This window comes from Oerskovia sp. USHLN155 (assembly GCF_037145535.1).
Classification (GTDB): Bacteria; Actinomycetota; Actinomycetes; order Actinomycetales; family Cellulomonadaceae; genus Oerskovia; species Oerskovia rustica.
In genome coordinates this window covers 81,492-100,821 of record NZ_JBBCXG010000014.1, presented here as the reverse complement: position 1 = coordinate 100,821, position 19,330 = coordinate 81,492, and the positions used below count along the sequence as shown (strand labels likewise).

At 72.9% G+C, this 19,330-nt stretch carries 14 protein-coding genes; 2 read left to right on the top strand and 12 right to left on the bottom strand.

The annotated features are described in order from the left end of the window. Positions 1-217: 217 nt before the first annotated feature. From WFH32_RS18215 to WFH32_RS18175, 9 genes are all read right to left on the bottom strand, one after another. On the bottom strand, positions 218-1,624 hold the full coding sequence (locus WFH32_RS18215) for an alkaline phosphatase family protein (protein WP_191798275.1): 1,407 nt from the start codon (positions 1,622-1,624) through the stop codon (positions 218-220). Further along, positions 1,621-2,910 (bottom strand): metabolite traffic protein EboE, encoded by a 1,290-nt coding sequence (gene eboE, locus WFH32_RS18210; RefSeq protein WP_336708709.1) that lies wholly within the window; start codon positions 2,908-2,910, stop codon positions 1,621-1,623. Before eboE ends, WFH32_RS18215 begins: the two co-directional genes overlap by 4 nt. Further along, entirely contained in the window at positions 2,910-3,788 is an 879-nt protein-coding gene (locus WFH32_RS18205) for a TatD family hydrolase (protein WP_191798279.1), read from the bottom strand. The genes eboE and WFH32_RS18205 overlap by 1 nt, the downstream gene beginning before the upstream one ends. Next, complete coding sequence (locus tag WFH32_RS18200; protein WP_191798280.1) at positions 3,788-4,567, bottom strand: EboA domain-containing protein; 780 nt, start codon at positions 4,565-4,567, stop codon at positions 3,788-3,790. The genes WFH32_RS18205 and WFH32_RS18200 overlap by 1 nt, the downstream gene beginning before the upstream one ends. Next, positions 4,564-5,457, bottom strand: coding sequence for a sugar phosphate isomerase/epimerase family protein (locus WFH32_RS18195; protein ID WP_336708708.1), 894 nt, complete (start codon positions 5,455-5,457; stop codon positions 4,564-4,566). Before WFH32_RS18195 ends, WFH32_RS18200 begins: the two co-directional genes overlap by 4 nt. Before the next feature lie 32 nt (positions 5,458-5,489). Further along, positions 5,490-6,512 carry an SCO3242 family prenyltransferase gene (locus WFH32_RS18190; protein WP_318244276.1) on the bottom strand — a complete coding sequence of 341 codons (1,023 nt, stop codon included), beginning with the start codon at positions 6,510-6,512 and terminating at the stop codon, positions 5,490-5,492. Continuing rightward, positions 6,509-7,729: an inositol-3-phosphate synthase gene (locus WFH32_RS18185; RefSeq protein WP_336708706.1), complete on the bottom strand. Its 1,221-nt coding sequence runs from the start codon at positions 7,727-7,729 to the stop codon at positions 6,509-6,511. The genes WFH32_RS18190 and WFH32_RS18185 overlap by 4 nt, the downstream gene beginning before the upstream one ends. A gap of 366 nt (positions 7,730-8,095) precedes the next feature. Next, positions 8,096-9,595, bottom strand: coding sequence for a hypothetical protein (locus WFH32_RS18180; RefSeq protein WP_336708705.1), 1,500 nt, complete (start codon positions 9,593-9,595; stop codon positions 8,096-8,098). Positions 9,596-9,651: 56 nt separating this feature from the next. Continuing rightward, positions 9,652-10,257, bottom strand: coding sequence for an RNA polymerase sigma factor (locus WFH32_RS18175; protein ID WP_318244277.1), 606 nt, complete (start codon positions 10,255-10,257; stop codon positions 9,652-9,654). A 144-nt stretch (positions 10,258-10,401) separates the two neighbouring features. Between WFH32_RS18175 and WFH32_RS18170 the strand changes: the two genes are divergently transcribed. Continuing rightward, positions 10,402-12,231, top strand: coding sequence for a DUF4012 domain-containing protein (locus tag WFH32_RS18170; protein ID WP_191798288.1), 1,830 nt, complete (start codon positions 10,402-10,404; stop codon positions 12,229-12,231). Between the two features lie 182 nt (positions 12,232-12,413). Then, a complete protein-coding gene (locus WFH32_RS18165; protein ID WP_336708703.1) occupies positions 12,414-13,133 on the top strand; it encodes a peptidase in 720 nt (239 codons plus the stop codon). A 107-nt stretch (positions 13,134-13,240) separates the two neighbouring features. Here WFH32_RS18165 and WFH32_RS18160 read toward each other — a convergent pair whose 3' ends face one another. The 3 genes from WFH32_RS18160 to WFH32_RS18150 all read right to left on the bottom strand — a co-directional run bounded on the left by WFH32_RS18160 (position 13,241) and on the right by WFH32_RS18150 (position 19,106). After that, on the bottom strand, positions 13,241-13,942 hold the full coding sequence (locus WFH32_RS18160) for a hypothetical protein (protein WP_336708701.1): 702 nt from the start codon (positions 13,940-13,942) through the stop codon (positions 13,241-13,243). A 231-nt stretch (positions 13,943-14,173) separates the two neighbouring features. Then, entirely contained in the window at positions 14,174-16,861 is a 2,688-nt protein-coding gene (locus tag WFH32_RS18155) for a glycosyl hydrolase family 18 protein (RefSeq protein ID WP_336708700.1), read from the bottom strand. Positions 16,862-17,153: 292 nt separating this feature from the next. After that, complete coding sequence (locus tag WFH32_RS18150; RefSeq protein WP_336708698.1) at positions 17,154-19,106, bottom strand: glycosyl hydrolase family 18 protein; 1,953 nt, start codon at positions 19,104-19,106, stop codon at positions 17,154-17,156. Between the last annotated feature and the right edge of the window lie 224 nt (positions 19,107-19,330).

Below are 19,330 nucleotides of genomic sequence, written 5' to 3'. Positions count from 1 at the left end.
GCCCCGCCGGCCCTCGTCCGGGGGGGGGGGGGGCGGGGCCCCCCCCCGCCCGCCCCGGGCCCGCGCCCCCACCGGGTGACCGGCCCGCCCCGGGGCCCCCCCCCGGGGGCGCCCCCTTCTGGCTTCCCCGGATGCCCGAGGGGCACCGGGGGAACCGTGTCAGAACGAGCGTGGCCCCATGTTCACGCTCGTTCTGACAAGTCCGTGGTCCGCGTCCTCAGACCTTCACGCCGAGGTTCTGCATCTCGAGCACGAGGCCCTTGATCGCCGCAGCGGGCACCTGTCCCCCGCGCTCGACGAGCGCGGCGACCGACGCCGGGATCTCGGCCTCCGAGCACAGGATCAGGGGTGTGTCGGCCGCGGAGTCGGGCAGCCGTCCGTGCGTGCCGCGCACGTAGGACGCGTCGAGCGGGACGGTGCTCATGGCGTAGCGGAGACCGAGCTTCTTCTTGACGAGGTTCATGCCGGCCTTGGCCTTGGCGAGCGGGTCGGCGGGGTCGAAGAACAGCTCGGCGGGGTCGTAGCCGGGCTTGCGGTGGATGTCGACGCCGCGCGCGTACTCGGGGGCGCGGGCGTCGTCGAGCCAGTAGTAGTAGGTGAACCAGGCACCGGGCTCGGCGACCACGACGAGGTCGCCCGAGCGCTTGTGGTCGAGCCCGTAGCGGGCCTGCGCCTCGCGGTCGAGGACCTCGTCGACGCCGGGCACGCTGCGCAGCAGGTCCTGCACGCGCGCGAGGCGGGACGGGTCGTCGACGTACACGTGAGCGACCTGGTGGTCGGCGACCGCGAACGCCTTGGACGTCCACGGGTCGAGCTGCTCCTTGCCGTCCTGCACGTAGACCTCGAGCAGGCCCTCGCGGCGCAGGATGCGGTTGAGGTGCACGGGCCGGTTCGCCTCGGCGATGCCGTACTCGGAGACCACGACGACCGCGACGCCGTTGTTGGCCGCGTCGTCGAGCAGCGGGGTGAGGACGGCGTCGAGCTCGGCCGCGGCGGCGTCGGCCTCGGGGGCGTCGGGGCCGAAACGCTGGAGGTCGTAGTCGAGGTGCGGCACGTAGGCCATGGTGAGCTCGGGCGAGTGGGTGCGCAGGACGTGCCGGGTCGCCTCGACGATCCAGGCGGAGGACGCGATCGCGGCCGTCGGACCCCAGTAGGTGAACAGGGGGAACTCGCCGAACCGCCCGGTGAGCTCGTCGTGCAGCGCGGGCGGGCGGATGTACGCGTCGGGCGACTTGCGCCCGTCGGCGTGGTAGATCGGGCGGGGCGTGACGGTCACGTCGGTCGTGGCGCCCATGGCGTACCACCAGCAGACGTTCGCGGTGCGGTGGTCGGGGTTCGCGCGCCGGGCGGCCTCCCAGATCTTCTCGCCCGAGACGAGCTTGTTGTGCTGGCGCCAGAGGAACACCTCCCCGAGCTCGCGGAAGTACCAGCCGTTGCCCACGGCGCCGTGCTGGGCGGGGGCGAGCCCGGTCATCATGGTCGCCTGGACGGTGCACGTGACGGCGGGCAGCACGGTCGCGAGCTGGGTCTGCCAGCCGCCCGCGGCGAGCTGCCGCAGGCGCGGCATGTGGGCGAGGGCCTTCTCGGTGAGCCCGACGACGTCGAGCAGCAGCACGGGCTTCATGCGAGGACTCCTGAGGTCTGAGGGGTGGTGGTGGAGAGCGCGGGCCCGAGCAGGTGCTCGGTGGCCCACCGCAGCTCGGCGGCGATCCCGGCGACGAGCGGCCGGTCCGCCGAGGGTGACGCGTCCTCCACCGACGGTGACGGTGCCGGGGCCGGGAACGCAGGCGAGCCGGGCGGCAGGACGGCCCACGTGTAGGTCTCGACGTCGAGGTGGGCCTCGTCGCCGTGCGGCGCGGCACGCACGGCCGCGACGGCGTCGCGCAGCACGTCGGTCGTCGCCGCCAGGGGCGGGGCGGGCTCGTGGTGCAGGGGCACGTGGAAGTGCACGCGCCACGGTCCCTCCCCCGGCAGACCGGGCGCCGCACCGGCACCCAGGGCGTCGGGCAGGTCGTCGGCAGGCAGTACGTCGCCGCCCGGGGCGAGCTCGCGCACCTGGTGGATGTAGCGCTTCTCGACGAACTGCCCGACGGCGTCGCGCGCCCCCGGCGCGGACGGCTCGGCGAGGTGCAGCGCGGCCGAGGCCTGCACCTTGACCACGCGCAGGCCGGCCCCCGTGATGCGCTCGACGGCGGCGGCCGGGTCGGCGAACGAGACCGCGAGGTGGCACGTGTCGAGGCAGACGCCCACGAACGCGGGGTCGATGCCGCTGCTCACCTGCTCATGAGCCCGACCGACCGGGCCGGGCGCGAGCCGCGCCTCGAGCCAGGTCACGACGTCCTCGACGGTGTCGAGCACGCACCCGGGCTCGGGCTCGACCGCGACGCGCACGACCTTGCCCGTGCGGGCGGCAAGGTCCCGCAGTCCCGCGGAGAGGTCCTCGAACGCGCGCGTCGCCGCGGCGTCCTGGGCGGGCGACCACGCGACCCCGTCCGGCTCGCGCCAAGCCAGCGGGAGCGTCGAGATCGACCCGTCCACGCCGTCGGGCAGGAGAGCCGCGAGGACCTCGGCGCACTCGAGCGTGTAGGCGAGGCGCTCGGCGTCGGCCCACGTGGGCGAGTAGACGGCGAGCTTGACGACGTCGTCGTGGAACCCGCCGTAGGGGAACGCGTTGAGCGTGTGCACCTGGAGGCCGTGCTCGTCGAGCGCGGCCCGCAGCCGGGCCATGTCCTCGGCCGCGCGCGGGGACGCCGAGAGCCGGTGAGCGAGCGAGGCCGGCAGCCACAGCCCGACCCCGAGCACGTCGAGCCCGGCCGCCTCGCGCACGGGCCCGGCGTACCGGGCGAGCTGGTCCACCACGCCGTCGAGGTCCTCGGCGGGGTGGACGTTGGTGCAGTACGAGAGCTGCATCAGACCCGGGCCCCGCGCAGCACCGAGCTGCCCTCGTAGCTCGCGGACGCAGCGGGGGCCTCGCCCTCGACGAAACCGGGCACGGGGTCGAGCAGCAGGTTCCCCGACTGCCCGTAGAACGCCACGGGGTTGCGCCACAGGACCTTGTCGACCTCGTCGTCGCTGAACCCGGCCGCGAGCATCGCCCGCCCGGTCTTGAGCGTCTTGAGCGGGTCGGAGCGTCCCCAGTCCGCGGCCGAGTTGACGAGCACGCGCTCGGTGCCGTGCTCGAGCATGATCGCGACCATGCGGTGCTCGTCCATCTTGGTGTCGGGGTAGACCGAGAAGCCCATCCACGCCCCGGCGTCCTTGACGAGCGCGACGTTGGTCTCGTTGAGGTGGTCGACCACGACCATCCCGGGGGCGATCCCCGACTCGCGGACGACGTCGAGCGTGCGCCGGGTCCCGACGAGCTTGTCGCGGTGCGGGGTGTGGACCATGACGGGCAGCTCCGCGTCGACCGCCATCGCGAGCTGGCGCGTGAACGCCTCGTCCTCGGCGGGCGTCATGGAGTCGTAGCCGACCTCGCCGACCGCGACCACGCCGTCCTTGGCGAGGTAGCGGGGGATCTCGTCGAGCACCGGGGTGCAGCGCGGGTCGTTCGCCTCCTTGGGGTTGAGGGCGATCGTCGCGTGGTGGCGGATCCCGAACTGCGTGGCCCGGAACCGCTCCCATCCCAGCAGCGCGTCGAAGTAGTCGAGGAACGACCCGACGGTCGTGCGGGGCTGTCCGAGCCAGAACGCCGGCTCGACGAGCGCGCGGACGCCCGCGGCGTACATGGCCTCGTAGTCGTCGGTCGTGCGCGAGGTCATGTGGATGTGGGGGTCGAAGATGCGCATCAGGCGTCCTTGCTGTGGTTCGCGAGAGAGATCGTGGGCACGGTGGGCAGGGTGGGGGCGCCGGTCCTGTCGGGCGCCCCGGGCGCGATGCGCGCGACGTCGTCGGGCACGACGCGCCCCGCGGCCCGGCGCTCGGCCGCGAAGTCGCGGGCCATGCGCGCGAGCTCGTCGTCGGCGCGGTCGTCGAGCCCGGCGACCGCGTCGAGGCTCACGCCCATGAACACGAGCTTGAGCACCGCGTGGCGCCACGCGTGGTCGTCGAGGTGCGCGGCCGCGAACGGTCCGACGGCCGCCGCCACGAGGCTCTGGTCGTTGGCGCGCAGCGCGTCGGCCGCGAGCGTCGTCCCGGCACGGACTACGGCAGGCGGCAGGGTGTCACTGGGCTTCCCGGCGAGGGTCAGCGCGTCGAGCCCGCGCAGCACGCCCCGCCGCTCGGGCGTGTCCCCGCGCTGGTAGGTCTCGGTCAGGCGCGTCGCGAGGGACTCGCCGTCGGGCGGCAGGGCGCCCGCGAGCGCCACGACGAGGCGGGCGCGCGCGGCGTCGTCGAGCGTCCCGTGCAGGACCCCGGCGGGGTCCAGGTCGGGGTCGAGGGACGTGCGTCCCACGGCGCGTCCGGCGCGTGCCAGGTGCCCGACGGCGGAGCCCGGGTCTGCGGCGACGTCGCCGCACGCCGTGGCCAGCCAGGCGGCCTGCTCGTCGGTGAGGAGGCCCGCGAGGGCACCTGGATCGCCTGCGGTGGTCGGGCGGCCCGGCGCGTCGGTGAGGTCGGGGGTGGTCATCGGAGTGCCTCCTGGGGTGTGGATGCGGAACCTGTGGTGGTCTGGTGCCAGGCGGCCCAGGCACCCGTCATCGCGGCCATGCTGCGGTGCGCGAGCCCGGGGGCGTCGTACGAGTGACGGGGCAGCTCGACGGCCGCGACCCCCGTGTAGCCGATCTCGCCGAGCGTGCCCAGGGCGAGCGCCAGGTCGAGCTCGCCGTCCCCGAAGGGCAGGTGCTCGTGCGCGGCGGGGCGCATGTCGTCGACCTGCACGTTCAGCAGGTGAGGGGCCGCGGCGAGCAGCGCGCCGCGCACCCCGTCGGGCTCGACGACGACGCAGTGCCCCAGGTCGACCGTCACGCCCAGCTCGTCGGGAGCGCCGACGTCCTCGCGCAGCCGCAACGCGTCGGCGACGGTCTCGACGAGCATCCCGGGCTCGGGCTCGAGCGCGAGCCGGACCCCGTGGTCGCGGGCGTGGGCCACGACGCGCGGCACCCGGGCGAGCAGACGCTCCCACCCATGCTCCGCCGTCGTGCCCGCGGGCAGAACGCCCGAGAAGAAGGACACGCACTCCGCGCGCAGGCCCGCCGCGACCTCGACCGCGCGGCACAGGAAGCGGACCCGGAGGTCCGCGAGGTCCGCGTCGGGGTCGAGGAACGTCGGGTGGTGCTTACGGAACGGGTCGAGCAGGAAGCGCGTGCCCGTCTCGACGACCACGCGCATCCCCAGGTCGTCGAGACGACCGCGCAGGCGGGCGACCTGCGCGTCCGCGTCGTCCGCGAACGGGTCCAGGTGCGGGTGCCCGAGCGTCAGGGCCACCGCGCCGTACCCCTCGTGCGCGAGGACGTCGAGCGTCACGTCGAGCGGGTGGTCGGTGAAGCCGTTGGTGCCGTAGCCGAGGGTGTACGGCATGCGAGGGACGGGGGGCGGCACCGAGGTCTCGCTCATGACTCGCTCAGGCCCGGGTTCGGGCTCACGCTGCGCCGCCCCCGGGCTCGCAGGGCGCGCCCCGCGAGCTCGACCCCCGCGAGGACCGCGACCGAGCCCAGGCTCCCACCCCGCGCCGCGAGCGCCGCCTGGAGCGGGACCATCGACCGGATGCCGGCCTTGGTCGCCGCGAAGGCGTTCTTGGCGTCCGGAGAGCCCACCGCAGCGGCCTGGTGCGGCAGGCACGAGGCCACGTAGACCCCCGCCGAGACGAGTGCGGCCGCCGCCGAGACGACGGCGCGTGCCCGGCCGAGCGTGTCCACCTGCCCGCCCGACGACCGGACCGCCGACGGCGCAGAGGCGAGCGCCGCCGTCGGGCGCGTGCGCAGCGAGCGCAGCGCACCCACCGTGACCGCGCCCGCGACGCCCACCGTGCCCGCGGCCACCGCGGCGGCGACGGGCTGCGTCGTGCCGTGGACCTCGCCGCGCGAGAGGACCGTGACCCCGGCCGTGTGCACCGTGAGGGCCGCCGCCGCCGGGAGCGCAGCGCGCACGCGACCCAGACCCGCACCCATGAGCACGTCCAGGCCCCGGCAGGCCGCCATGACGGCGGGACCGGTCGCGTGGTTCTTCGCGACCAGGTCGTACGTCCACACGCTCGCAGCGAGCGGGACCGCGAGCGCGAACGAACGCCGACCACCTCCGACCCCCGCGAGCGCGAGCCCCACGACCGTGAGCCCCGACGCGACCCCGAGGGCCTGCGCGGGCGAGACCCGGCCCGAGGGCAGCGGGCGCTCCGGGCGCTCGACCGCGTCGAGCTCGCGGTCTGCGTAGTCGTTGAGAGCCATCCCGCCCGCATACAGGCACGCGGACGACAACGGCAGGAGCGCGAGGCGCCACGGCCTCACGTCGGTCCCGGCCCCGGCCGCGGGGCGTGCGGGGCCGAGCCGACCGCCCGCCGCCGCGCCGGCGAGGGTGTCCCCCAGGACCGACAGGACCGCCGGGGCCCGGACCAGGTCGAGGTAGTCGCGCAGCGTCACGGCTCGCCGACCTCCGCGCGTGCCTGGTCCGCCTGCGCGCTCGTCCGGTGCGCCCACACTCCCAGCTCGCGCGTCTGCTCCGCGAACGAGTGCACGTCCGAACCCCACGGGTCCTTGAAGAAGAAGCCTATCTCCGGCACCGGCCCGGACAGGCCCGCCGCGTCCGCGAGCGCCAGCAGGCGCGCCAGGTCCAGCACGAGCGGGGCGGCGAGCATCGAGTCGTACGCGCTCCACGTCGTCTGGAGCGTCAGGCGCGAGCCCAGGAAGCCCTCGACGTGGATGTGGTCCCACGCGACCTTGATGTCGCCCAGGTCGGGGACGTTGTCGATGTGCAGCGGAGTCACCTTCGTCCCCGTGAGGTCCTGCAGCCCACGGTTCTTCGAGACGAGCTTGCTCTGGACCGCGTGCGGGTCCGCGAGCGTCGCGCCGTCGCCGCCACCGAGAAGGTTCGACCCGGCCCAGGACAGCACGCGCAGCCCGCGGGCCGCGAGCGCCGGGGCCAGGACGGACCGGAGCCACGTCTGACCGGTCTTGCCGTCCTGTCCCGCGAACGGCACACCACGCTCGACCGCGAGGGCGTGCAGCGCGGGCAGGTTCATGCTCGCCGACGGCGTGAAGCCCGCGTACGGCGCCCCCGCGAGGAGCGCCGCGTACGCGGTGACCGAGCTCGCGGGCAGAACCTCGCGCTCCGGGTCCTCGATCGCGGCGCGCAGCAGGTCCAGGTCGTCGAGCTCGGCAGCCGGGTCCGGCAGGGGCTCGGTCGAGGCGAGGTCGACCACGACGACGCGAGCCAGGCCGTGGCGCTCGCGGAAGGACCGGATGTCCGCGGCGAGGCGCTCGGCGCTCGCCGCCTGGGAGCCCGTGCGGTGGGCGGGGTCGTATCCGGGCCTGATCTCTGCGTCGGCCGCGTCGAGCTGGGGGCGCACGGCCTCGAGGAGGCGGTACGGGATCATGCCCGCCTCGACGAGCATCTCGGCGCGCTTGCCGAGCGGGGTGTCGCTGATGTCGTGGCCGCCGACGACGAGGTCGGTGAACGCCGGGAGGGCGACCGTGTCGAGCGGCGACTGCGCGGTGACGCAGCCGGTGGGGGCGCTGAGCCCCGAGGCGATCGCGGCCAGGCCGAGCGTGGCGGTCGTCGCGACGGATCCTCGTGCCCCGACGAACCAGATGCCGGTGCGGCCGTGGTCCCAGGTGGGCTGGTGGGGTGAAAGGTGCATCGTCGCTCCTGGTCCCGTCGGTCCCCGCTGACAGGACCGAAGTGCGGAGTCGAGGGCCTCGTCGCCCTCGACGGGCTCCGTCCCGTGGCGGGCACGCTCGCGCGAGCGAGGCGTGCCCAGTCCTGCCGGGCTGGTGGCCGTGCAGCGACCCTAACCCCCCTTTTGTCGATGGTCAATCAAAAGCCGGATGGCTGTTGCGCCGACTCTCAGATTCGACGACAAAAGAAAGGTGCCGAGGGCAACGCTCTCGCGTCACCCTCGGCACCCCCCGGCGCGTCACCCTCGGCGCCCTTGCGCGTCACCCTCGACGAGGACGGCGTCACCCTCGGCGGGCGGGGGCGTCGCCCGGCGAGGTGTGCCGGCCCGTCAGCCGGCCGACGAGAAGTCCAGCTCGTCGTCGGCCACCGCGATGACCGACCACGTGCTGCCCTCCGCGTCGCTCAGCTCGTACGACGGGACCAGCACCGCTCCGCCGTCTGCCTGGTAGTGCACGGCCCAGCCGAGCCGTGCCGACGTGATGGTCACCTCCTCCACGGGCCAGGAGAAGGCAGCGCCCGCGTCGGCGGTCGGTGGGACGCCCGGCACCTCGGGCTCGACCGGCGCGACGTCCGTCGTGGCCCCGTCCAGCAGCACCGACGCGTCCCCGCCGCGCGCATAGGCGATCATCCCCGGGCTCCCGAACCGCGGGTCGCCCAGACGCTCGACGGCCGCCGTGGGGCTCACCACGGCGTAGTCGCCCATCGAGACGGTCGGGGCGAGCGAACCGTAGAGCGACGACAGTCCCGCGCCCGAGTAGGTCATGCTCCACACGATGCCGGTCCGTTGTCCCTCGACCACCTGGGCTGCGCTCACGGCGAGCACCTTCCCCGCGCCGTCGTACGACTCGGTCGTGTACTCGAAGGCGGCCGGGTCGAGGCCGAGCGAGCCGAGCACGTCCTTGCTCGTCGAGATCGCGGCGACGGGCGCGGGTGCCGGGCCGAGGTCGGACTCGCCGCACCCCGCCTGCGGGTCGATCTCCATCTCCTCGGTGGTCGCCGTGCCGCTCCCGGGGGTCGCGACGACGGCACATGCCCACGGGTCCTTGCTCGGGTCGTTGAACGAGACGCTCGTCGTACCGTCCGGCTGGACGCTCACGGTGGGCCCCTGCCCGTCGTTCGGCCCGACCGTCCACGCCCCGTACTCCTGCCGGGGCTCGCCTGCGACGCCCAGCGCCGAGGCCACCTTCTCGGCGGTCTCGGCCGAGAAGGTGCCTGCGGCGTCGAACGCCCACGCGGGAGCCGACGTGCCCTCGGTCCCGAGCCCTGCGGACGTGAACACGGTCCGCCCCCCGAAGCCAGGCATGCTCGACATCTTCGCGTCGGCGGCGCCCATGGCCGCCCCCTCGGGCGCGGCCCCCCGACTGCCCGCCGCGAGGTCCTGGAGGGCGATGGGCGCGTCCGCGGTCGCGACCGATGCCCCACCCCCCGAGCTCCCCGCGCTCCCGAGCGCGTACCCCCCGACACCGAACGCGAGAACGCCCGCGACGGCCGCGGCCGCCGCCCCGACGAGCGGCACACGGCGCCGCTTCTTCTCGCGGTGCACGGCGAGCTCGTCGGGCGCGTCGGTCGCCCCGCCCGACGGCGTCGCACCGGCCGTGGCGTCCGGCTCCCCCGGACCGGTGGTGGGTGCGGGACCGTAGGACTCCCCCAGGTGCGCCCGCACGGTCGCGTCCTTCGCGGCGATGGCCGCGAGGTCGGGGGTCACGGTCGCGGCCGGGTCGGCGTCGCGGACGCGCTCGTACGCCTCGTCCGGGGTCCGACCGGCGTCGGGTCCGGTTCCGGGTCCGGTTCCGGGGGCAGATCCAGGGGCCTGGTCGTCGGTGCTCATCGGGAGCCTCCAGCTCGTCGATCCGGGGGCCCGGATCCTCTACCCCGTCTGTGTCGTCACCGCTCGGACTCTTGCACGGGCCGCGAGGACTGCGCGGGCTGTGCGGCGGCGCGGGCGCGGACCTGGGCGACGGGCAGCTCGCCCGTGTCGCCGGCGCGCGCCTGCGCGGCCCAGGCGTCCCGCAGGCGGGAGCGCGCTCGGGACAGGGCGGCGTCCGCGCCGCCGCGGCTCACGCCCAGCACCTGCGCGAGCTGGTCGCCCGTGAGGCCGTCCCAGGCGTTGAGGAGCAGGATGCGCCGGTCGCGCGGGGCGAGCACGCCGAGCACGCGGCGCACGTGGTCGTCGGACAGCGCGAGGGACTGCGGGTCGACGTCGTCGGCCTCCTCGGGCACGTCGGCCACGAGGACGGGACGCATCTTGCGTCGGTGGTTGGCGAGGACGAAGCCTGCCGTGCGGTAGAGCCAGGGCAGCTCGGCCCCTTCGGGGACGTCCTCCCGGCGCCGCCAGGCCGTCGCGAAGACCTCCGCGGTGAGGTCCTCGGTGTCCGGGGCGGCTCCTCCCGCACCTGCGGGGAGCCTGCGCCGGAAGTAGCGGTAGACGGCAGTCGTGTGCGCGGTGAAGAGCGCCTCGAACCAGGCGTCGTCGCGGGTCGGGGGCGTCACTGAGGCTCCAGGTGGGATTGCCGGCATCGTCAACCTCCCTGTGTCGTGGCACCGTCGATCCTTGCAAGAGCGCCGCGGACCACCGTCGGGCCATGCGGCCCGCGCCCGCGCGTGCTGCTCCGATCATGCCTCTACCCTGATGCCATGAGCGCCACCGACGACGCAGGCCCGACGACGCCACCGACCTCTCGCCGTCCGCGTCGCGCGGGGCGTCGTGCAGGCTGGATCGTCCTCACGATCTTCCTGGTCCTGGTCGGGTTGCTGGTGTGCGCGGGCCTCCTGGTGCGCGACGCGCTCGCCGCGCGCTCGTCCCTGACCGACGCGATCGACCGACTGCCCGCGGTCGAGGAGGCGCTCCGCGCCGGCGACGGCGCCGCCGCCGAGGCCGCGCTGGCCGAGGTCCAGCCCCTCACGGCCGACGCCCGCAGCCACACCGACGGCCCCCTGTGGTGGGTGGCTGCTCGTCTGCCGTTCGTCGGTGCCGACGTGAGCGCGTTCTCGACCGCGGCCTGGGCGGTCGACGAGATCACGCAGGACGTCCTGCCTCCCCTCACCGGCGCCGCGGCGCTCGTCTCGGAGGGCGGGATCCAGGTCCAGGGCGGGACGGTCGACCTCGCCCCCCTCACCGCCGCCGCGCCGGCGGTCGCCGAGGCCGCCGACACCATGTCGACCGTCGTCGGTCGCGTCGGCGACATCGACGTGTCCGCGCTGCAGGACGTGCTCGCCGGTCCGGTCTCCGACCTCCAGGACAAGGTCTGGACGCTCGACGGGCTCGTGGCGACCGCCCACCGCGCGACGACGCTCCTGCCCGCCATGCTCGGGGGGGACGGGCCACGGACCTACCTCGTCATGGCGCTCAACAGCGCCGAGCTCCGCTCCCCCGGCGGCATCCCCGGGTCGTTCGCCGTGATCGGCACCGACGCGGGGCGCATCACGCTGCTCGACCAGGCCTCGACGCAGGACGTGGGCCCCTTCCCGGAGGGCATCGGCCCCCTGGCCCCGGCCGACGAGGAGCTCTTCGGACCGAACATGGCCGTCTACGTCCAGGACACCGTGTACACGCCCGACTTCCCCACCGCGGCTCCCCTCGCCGCGGCGATGTGGGAAGCCTCGAAGGGGCAGGCCGTCGACGGTGTCCTGACCCTCGACCCCGTCGCGCTCTCCTACCTGCTCGAGGCCACCGGCCCGATCGACGTCGCGGGCGCCACGATCGACGCCGGCAACGCGGTCGACGTTCTCCTCTCCGACGCCTACGCGGAGCTCGAGCCCGGCCCCGAGACGGACGCGTTCTTCGCCGCGGTGGCCGCGCAGGTCCTCACCACGGCGCTGTCGGGCGACACGGACCCGCAGAGCCTGCTCGGCGCGGTCCAGCGCGCGACGAGCGAGCACCGCGCCCTCGTGTGGTCGAGCCACGAGGACGAGCAGTCGATGCTCGCCGACACCGTGGTCTCTGGCGACATCTCGTCGTCCGACCGAGCCGCGGACACCGTCGGCGTCTTTTTCAACGACGCGACCGCGGGGAAGATGAGCTATTACCTCGACTCGGCCGTGCAGCACGTGTCGAGCGAGTGCACGGCGTCGGGCCGCGCGGACACGTTCCAGGTCGACCTCACGTCGACGGCACCCGCCGACGCCGCGACCGACCTGCCCTGGTACGTGACCGGTGGCGGGATCTCCGGGACCCCGCCCGGGAGCATCCGCACCGACCTGTTCCTCTACCCGCCCCGAGGGGGGCGCATCCTGAACGTGACCGCCGACGGGACGCTCGCAGGCAGCGAGGTCGTCGAGAACCAGGGCCGTGCCGTCGCGACGCTCCCGCGAGAGCTCGCCCCAGGGCAGAGCACGAGCGTGACGTTCACGGTCGCGACCACCGACGGCGACGGTTCGTCGGGCACGCGGTGGATCGATCTCTGGTCGACCCCGACCGTCGACCAGCCGGGGCTCGCGACGATCGAGGTCCCTGTCTGCGGATGACCGCCGGAAATCACGGCGAGACAACGATTTCCCAGGAATGTCTTTTCACCCGGACAACCGTCCACTTCCTGACCGATAGTCGCTACCCTCAAAAGTCCAGGGTCCAGTGACGGTACGAAGGCACGCCGAGGCTTCGACCCTCCCTTTCATCGACCGCCACGACCAAGACTGGTGAAGACGCCATGAGCACTTCAAGGACCACACTCTGGGCGCGGGGGCTCCTCGTCGCAGGGCTCGTGGGTGCGACGGCTCTCGTCGGCCCCGCGGCGAACGCTTCCGTCGAGTCCCCCGAACCGACCCCGGCCGGGGGCGACTACGTCGAGACGACGCCGCCTCCCACGATCGAGCTCACGGTGCTCCAGCCCGTGTGCGACGGCGACGTGCCCTACCTCGAGTACGACGTCGACGTGACAGGAACCCCGAACGACACCGTGACCATCACGTGGCTCAACCCGTCGGGCGCGAACGTCGTCCAGGCCGGGCTGCCCCTCTCCGGTCGTGTCCTGTGGCCTGGAGCCACGGTGGACGACGCCGGCAACCCCACGGGCTGGCCGGGCTGGGTCTTCGAGAACGGCGAGTGGGTCGAGGGCGGCACCTTCGGCTGGGTCCGCCCGACCGTGAACGTCCTCTTCCAGGTCAACCCCGAGACCACGGTCTCGGTGGACTACCCGCCGTCGAGCCCCAACTGCAACACGAACCCTCCGGGCAAGACGACGCCCCCGGGGACGACGACGGTCGACGGCAAGGTCACGACCGTCTCCAACAGCGCCGGCGCCGAGGAGAGCGGGCTCGCCGCGACGGGCGCGACGGTCGGCAAGTTCGTCGGCATCGGCGCAGCGCTCCTGCTGGTCGGTGGCGGACTCGTGCTGGTCGCGCGTCGCGGACGCAAGAGCGACGCCTGACGCACCGCACCCCGTGACAGCAGGAAGGCCCCCGGTGATGTTCGCCGGGGGCCTTCCTGCTGTGCGGCGGGCTCAGGCGCCGGTCGCGCCGCGCGGCACCGGGAGCGCTACGCCGAGGCGGTCGCCCACGTCGCGGCGTACAGGCGCTGCTCGAGCCCCTCGAACGCCCAGCGGTCCGCGATGAGGGTCGGCCCGTTGGGCGAGTCCGGCACGAACCACTGCATCTGCTCGACCGTCATCTGCTCGGCACCCGAGGCGTCGACGCAGCTCAGCTCGAAGCGCGTGAGCGTCGCGGGCTGCCCGTCGATCTCGACGTCCAGCTTGCTCGTCTCCGTGGACGCGCCCACCGTGAGCTTCCCGGTCCCGGGGCAGAAGGACCCCTCGGGGACGTAGGCCTGGGTCGTGTCGACGTCGGCGACCGGGTCGCCGTTCAGGACGTCGAAGGTCGGGCACGCCTCCGACTCGGGGCACCCGCCCGCGCGCACCTGGGTGAGCCCCTCGGAGGGCTGCACGACCGACCAGTAGTCGGCCGCGAAGAGAGCCAGGGGGCCGACGTCCACGGTGTTCGTGTGCTGCCCCTCGTGCCCGTCGTGGGTGTCGGCGGCCGCCGGGCCGGAGCCGGACGGGTCGGTGCTCGCGGTGCCCTTGTCCGTCGCTCCACCACCGGAGCACGCCGAGGCAAGGAGCCCCACTCCCAGGACGACCCCGACGAACGGGACCAGACGCGCACGTGCGGTGCCACGCCGTCGGGCCTGCGGGGACGTCGCCGCTGCTGCGGCCGAAGAAAGGATCACTCGGTGCTGGTGCACGGGTACTGCCTCACTCATGTAGGTCGGCCCCGGCGTGACCCACTGGGGAGGGTCGCGCCGGGGCCTCGGACGATTTCACGCTACTGATGGCTGCCGGAAAGGGTGATGAGGGGATCCCACATCCTTGCCGGGGAGGTACGGGTAATCCCGTACCCGACGACGTCCGTGGGGCGGGCGGGCCGACCGAGGCGCCCGCCCGCCCGCCCCACGGAGGTCAGTGGTCCCGAGACGTCAGCACGCGCCTCCGTCGGTCCAGGCCCCCCACTGCTGAGCACCCGGCGTGTCCCCCTGGTTCCAGTACTTCGCCGTCCACGTGCGCCCTGCGTGGCTGACCTGGGCGCCGCCGGCGTAGGTCGCCGTGGCGGACCAGGCCGTCGCGGTGCAGACGCCTGTGCCGCCCGTGGTCCCGCCGGTCGTGCCCCCCGTGGTGCCTCCGGTCGTGCCGCCGGTCCCACCCGTGGGCTCGACGACGGTGACGCCCCGCGGGTGGTCGTAGGTCGTCGAGTAGGACGTCCCGCCGATCGTCACGATCACGTTGGAGAACTGCGCGATCGGCATGGTCCACTTGAGCTGGTTCGTGATGCTCCCGCCCGCGGGGATCCCGCCGAGGGGCACCGTGAACTCGGCCGTGTGGAAGTCGCCCTTGAGGCCGCCGACGTTCGGACCCGTGTGGCCCTGCTTGGTCGTCGTCGTCTTCATGCCCGACCAGTCGCTCATCTCGCCCGTGTCCGTGGTGCCGTACTGGAACGAGATGGTCGCGCCCGCCGGGATGGCGGTCTTCGACCTGTTGGTGAACACGACCTTCGGGTTGATCGGGTAGTTGCTGTCACCGAGCGCGAACTGCGTGTAGTCGATGCTCATGTCGATCGCCTGCTTCGGCATCACGCGGTCCGCGTTGGCCTTGGTGGCCCCGTAGGCCGTCGTCGTGCTGAGCTTCGAGTGCATGAGGTCGACCATGGTCTGGCCGATCTCGTACTGGCCCTTGGTCTGGTTGTAGCCGTAGTCGCCCGCGAGCTCCCAGATCATGACGCCGCCGAGGCCCGTGTCGGCCACGTAGTCCGTCTTCGCCCCGATCGCCTGCGTCGTGTCACCGGACAGGAAGACCTTCTTGCTCGCGTTCCACCACCACTCGTTCTTGGTGACCGGGTCGAAGTGGTGCACGTACGAACCCGAGACGGTCGTCGGGACCTTGTACGACGCCGCGTAGTCGCCGGCGATCCCCTTCTGCAGGTTCAGCGCGTGCCAGATCGGGTTGACGCCGGCCGGGACCGCGTTGCCCATGGGGTCGGAGTCGAACCAGAGGTTGTCGACGCCCTCGGCGCCATACCCGCACTTGCCGTTCGTACCTGCCGGGCACGTGAAGCCCGCGGGCGGGACGGCCTTGCCGCCCATGCCGTCGGTGCCGCCCTGGACGCCCTGGAACCCGCGCGTGTAGAAGCCGACGCCGAGGTTCACGCGGCCTGCGGGCATGGCACCGCGGAAGTAGTGCGCGGCCCAGTCACCGTTGAGGTAGCCCATGCCCTTGTACGCGGTGTACACCCCCGCGGCCGTGAGCTCGGGGTCCTTGCCGTCGTCGAACAGCGGCGAGTTGCCGCCGACGTGCTCGTTCCACGCCCCGTGCAGGTCGTACGACATGAGGTTGACGTAGTCGAGGTACTGGACGACCTGGAAGGCCTCCATGCCACGCAGCAGCCACCCGGACGACGGCGTCGCGGTCGTCAGCACGTAGTACTCGCCGTCCTCGGCCCCTGCCTTGTCGAGCTTCTCGCGGAGCGTCTTGAGGAGGTTCACGTACCCCTGGAAGTGCTTGTCACGCTTGGCGTCCGAGAACGCGAAGTCGTCCGGGTTCCCGGCCCCCTTGTTGGACGTGGGGTACTCGTAGTCGATGTCGATGCCGTCGAACCCGTACTGACGGATGAACGCGACGGTCGAGTCGGCGAACGTGTCGATCTTCGCCTGGGACTCGGTCATCGTGTAGAAACCGCCCGACGCGACACGGTTGCCGTTCGCGTCGAAGTAGCCACCGGTCTCGGCCCAGCCCCCGACGGCGGGGATCACCTTCACGCCCGGGTTCGCCTTCTTGTACTTGGCGAGCAGGTTGAAGTGCCCCTTGTAGGACAGGGTCGGGTCCATCTCGGCCCCGGCGACCCCAGGCCACGTCATGTCCGTCGACGCGTTGCCCGCGGCCTGTGCGTTGACGGAGATCTTGTTGTCGGGACCCACGTGCGCGAACGCGTAGTTGATGTGCGACAGCTTGTTCCAGGGGATGTCGCTCGCGAGGTAGCGCGGCTGGCCGTTGGCCCCCGTGCGCCAGCTCGAGAAATAGCCGATCACGCGGCGGTCGAGCCCGTTGGGGAGCTTCTCGCGGCCCGCGGTGTCGTAGACGTCGCAGTAGGGGACGTCCACGCCCGGGGTCTTGTACATGCCGTCCGGACGGCAGGCCTCGTGGCCCGTCACAGGGGTCTCCGGGTTCGTGGTGCCACCCGTCGTGCCACCCGTCGTGCCACCGGTCGTGCCACCGGTCGTACCCGTGGTGCCACCGGTCGTGCCACCCGTCGTGCCACCCGTGGTCCCGCCGGTCGTGCCACCCGTGGTCCCGCCGGTCGTGCCACCCGTCGTGCCACCGGTCGTGCCGCCAGTGGTCCCGCCGGTCCCGCACGCCCCCTGCGAGGCCCAGGGACCGGACGCCTCAGCGCCGGGGACGTTGTTCTGGGTCCACCACTTCGCCGAGTAGTTCACGCCGTCCTTCGAGACGGTCGCGCCGTTGGTGTAGGTCGCCGTCGCCGACCAGGCCGGGGCGCAGTCGGCGGCCATGGCCGACGAGGTGGTGGCCGCGACGAGCATCGTCGCGAACAGCGCCGTCGTGGTCGCGAGGGCCGCGCCGACCCGGGCGCGGTGCCCGGTGAGTTTCACGTGCATCGAATCTGCCTTCGTTGTGCGGAGCGCAACGCGCGGTGTGCGTGGAGCGCCGAAAGACCGCAGGGCGGGGCCCGGCGGAGATCAGGGGAGATCGGGGATCTCAGGAGGAAGGTCGCCGAACCCGAGATCCTGGGCGGCCCTCGGGCCGGTCGACGGGACCTCGGGTTCGGCAGCGGCGAGCCGCTACGTGGTACCCACCGGTGACGGAGCCTCGATCGGCGTCGGTCCTCGGCGGGGGTCGTGGGGAAGGAGCCGGGGGGCGGGGCGGGGATCCCGCCCCCCGGCTCGACTCTCAGCAGGCGCCGAGCGCCTGCCACGGGCCGTACTGCTCGGCCCCGGGGACGTTGTTCTGCGTCCACCACTTGGCGGTGTACTTCTGACCGTTGTGCGAGACCTGAGCCCCACCGACGTAGACCGCCGTGGCGGACCAGGCGGGGGCGGTGCAGGTACCGGTGCCGGTCGTGCCACCCGTCGTGCCACCGGTCGTGCCACCCGTCGTGCCACCGGTCGTGCCACCGGTCGTACCACCGGTCGTCCCACCAGAGGTGCCGCAGGTACCGACGAGCTCCCAGGGGCCACCGGCCGTGCCGGGGGTCTCGTTCTGGGTCCACCACTTGGCCTTGTAGTTCTTGCCGTTGTGGGAGACCGTCGCTCCGCCGTTGTAGGTACCGGTCGCGGTCCACGCCGCAGCGCACTCGGTCCCGGTCCCACCGGTCGTCCCACCAGTGGTCCCACCGGTCGTCCCGCCGGTCGTGCCACCGGTGGTCCCGCCGGTCGTCCCACCAGTGGTCCCGCCGGTCGTGCCACCCGTGGTGCCACCTGTCGTCCCGCCGCCACCCGTCGGGTCACCGATCACCGGCCCGGCCGGTGCCGCGCGGAACTTCGTCGCGAGGCCCTTGAGGAGCGAGCCGTCCTGGTTGCCCGTGAGGTCCCACCACATGGCCCCGCCGAGCTTCTTGGCGGCGATGTAGTCGCCCTTCACGGCGACGGACTTCGGGTCGTCGAAGCTCCACCACTGGTTGCCGTCGTGACGCCACGAGGCCACCGCTACCGGGTCGTAGTACCCGGTGCCGAGGTTCTTCAGCTTGTCGTAGTCCTCGTTGCCGGCCTCCCAGGTGCCGGGTCCGGCGTCGGTCGCGACGCCCCAGGGGGCCGACGACGTCGCGCCCTTCCAGCCTCGTCCGTACATCGCGAGGCCCATGGTGAGCTGCTTCGCGGGGACGCCGGCGTCGAGGTAGGCCTTGACGGCCTTGTCGACGCTGTAGCGGCGGTTCGCGGGGCGCGTGTCGGTGGGGTCGTCGTACAGGTTGCCCTGGTGGCCCGTGAGGGTCTTGTTCCAGGCGCCGTGCAGGTCGTAGCCCTGGATGTTCCCGAAGTCGAGGTACTGGTAGTTCTCGGGGTCGTTCCAGCCGCCGGACGCGATGTCGTCGGGGTTCGCCGGGAGGAACGCGCTGAGCTGGTACTTCTTGCCCGTCGTCGCACCGTAGGCGTCGAGCTGGGTGCGGAACTCCTTGAGGAGGGCCTTGAAGTTCGCCTTGTCGTTGGCGACGTCGACGATGTTGCCGACCTCACCGTTCGGCGAGCCGGGCCACTCCCAGTCAATGTCGAAGCCGTCGAACACGCCTGCCGCCGAGCCGGGGCCGCCGCGGCCGTCGATGACGGGCAGGTTGCCCTTGAGGTACAGGTCGATGCAGGACGACACGAGCTTCTTGCGGCTCGCGTCGGTCGCGGCGGCCTTGGAGAAGTTCTTGGACCAGGTCCAGCCACCGATCGACAGCATGGCCTTGACCTGGGGGTTCTTGGCCTTGAGCTGCTTGATCTGGTTGAACGAGCCGGCGAGCGGCTGGTCCCAGGCGTCGGCCACGCCCGCGACCGAGTTGGCCGCGGTGTAGCCCATGCCGTAGTCGGCCCAGGCGTCGCCCGCGCCGTCGGACCCGTTGGGGCCCGTGCCCTGCGCCTTGTTGGCCTCGAAGCACGTGAGCGTCTGGTGGTGGATGTTGCCGAACGCGTAGTTGAGGTGCGTCAGGTCGGCGGCGGCGCCGGAGTCCTGGAGCTCCTTCATCTTGAAGTCGCGCCCGTACACCCCCCACTGGGTGAAGTACGCGACGTTGCGGTAGCCGTTGATCGCGCTGTCGCCGGTCTCGGCGGTCGTGGTGGCTGCGGGGAGGGGGGTCGCGGTCGCGGCGACGGTGCCGGCGACCAGGGACGTCGCGAGCATGGCTGCTGCGGTCAGTCCCGCTGCCACCTTCCTCGCGCGTCCTCGTGGAGTTCTCAGTCGCATGTGTCTGCCTCACTTGGCTGGGGGCTCGGGTGCCCGGTGACCCGGACGTCGTTGCCCAGGAACACCCCGACCCTAGGGAGCGACCCTGTCCTCGTGAATCAGCGTTTCCCACATTGTTCACCTCGCGTACATACACACGGACGCGTAGGTGTTCCCCCCTACGTACCCGCGCGTCGCATACGGGTCGC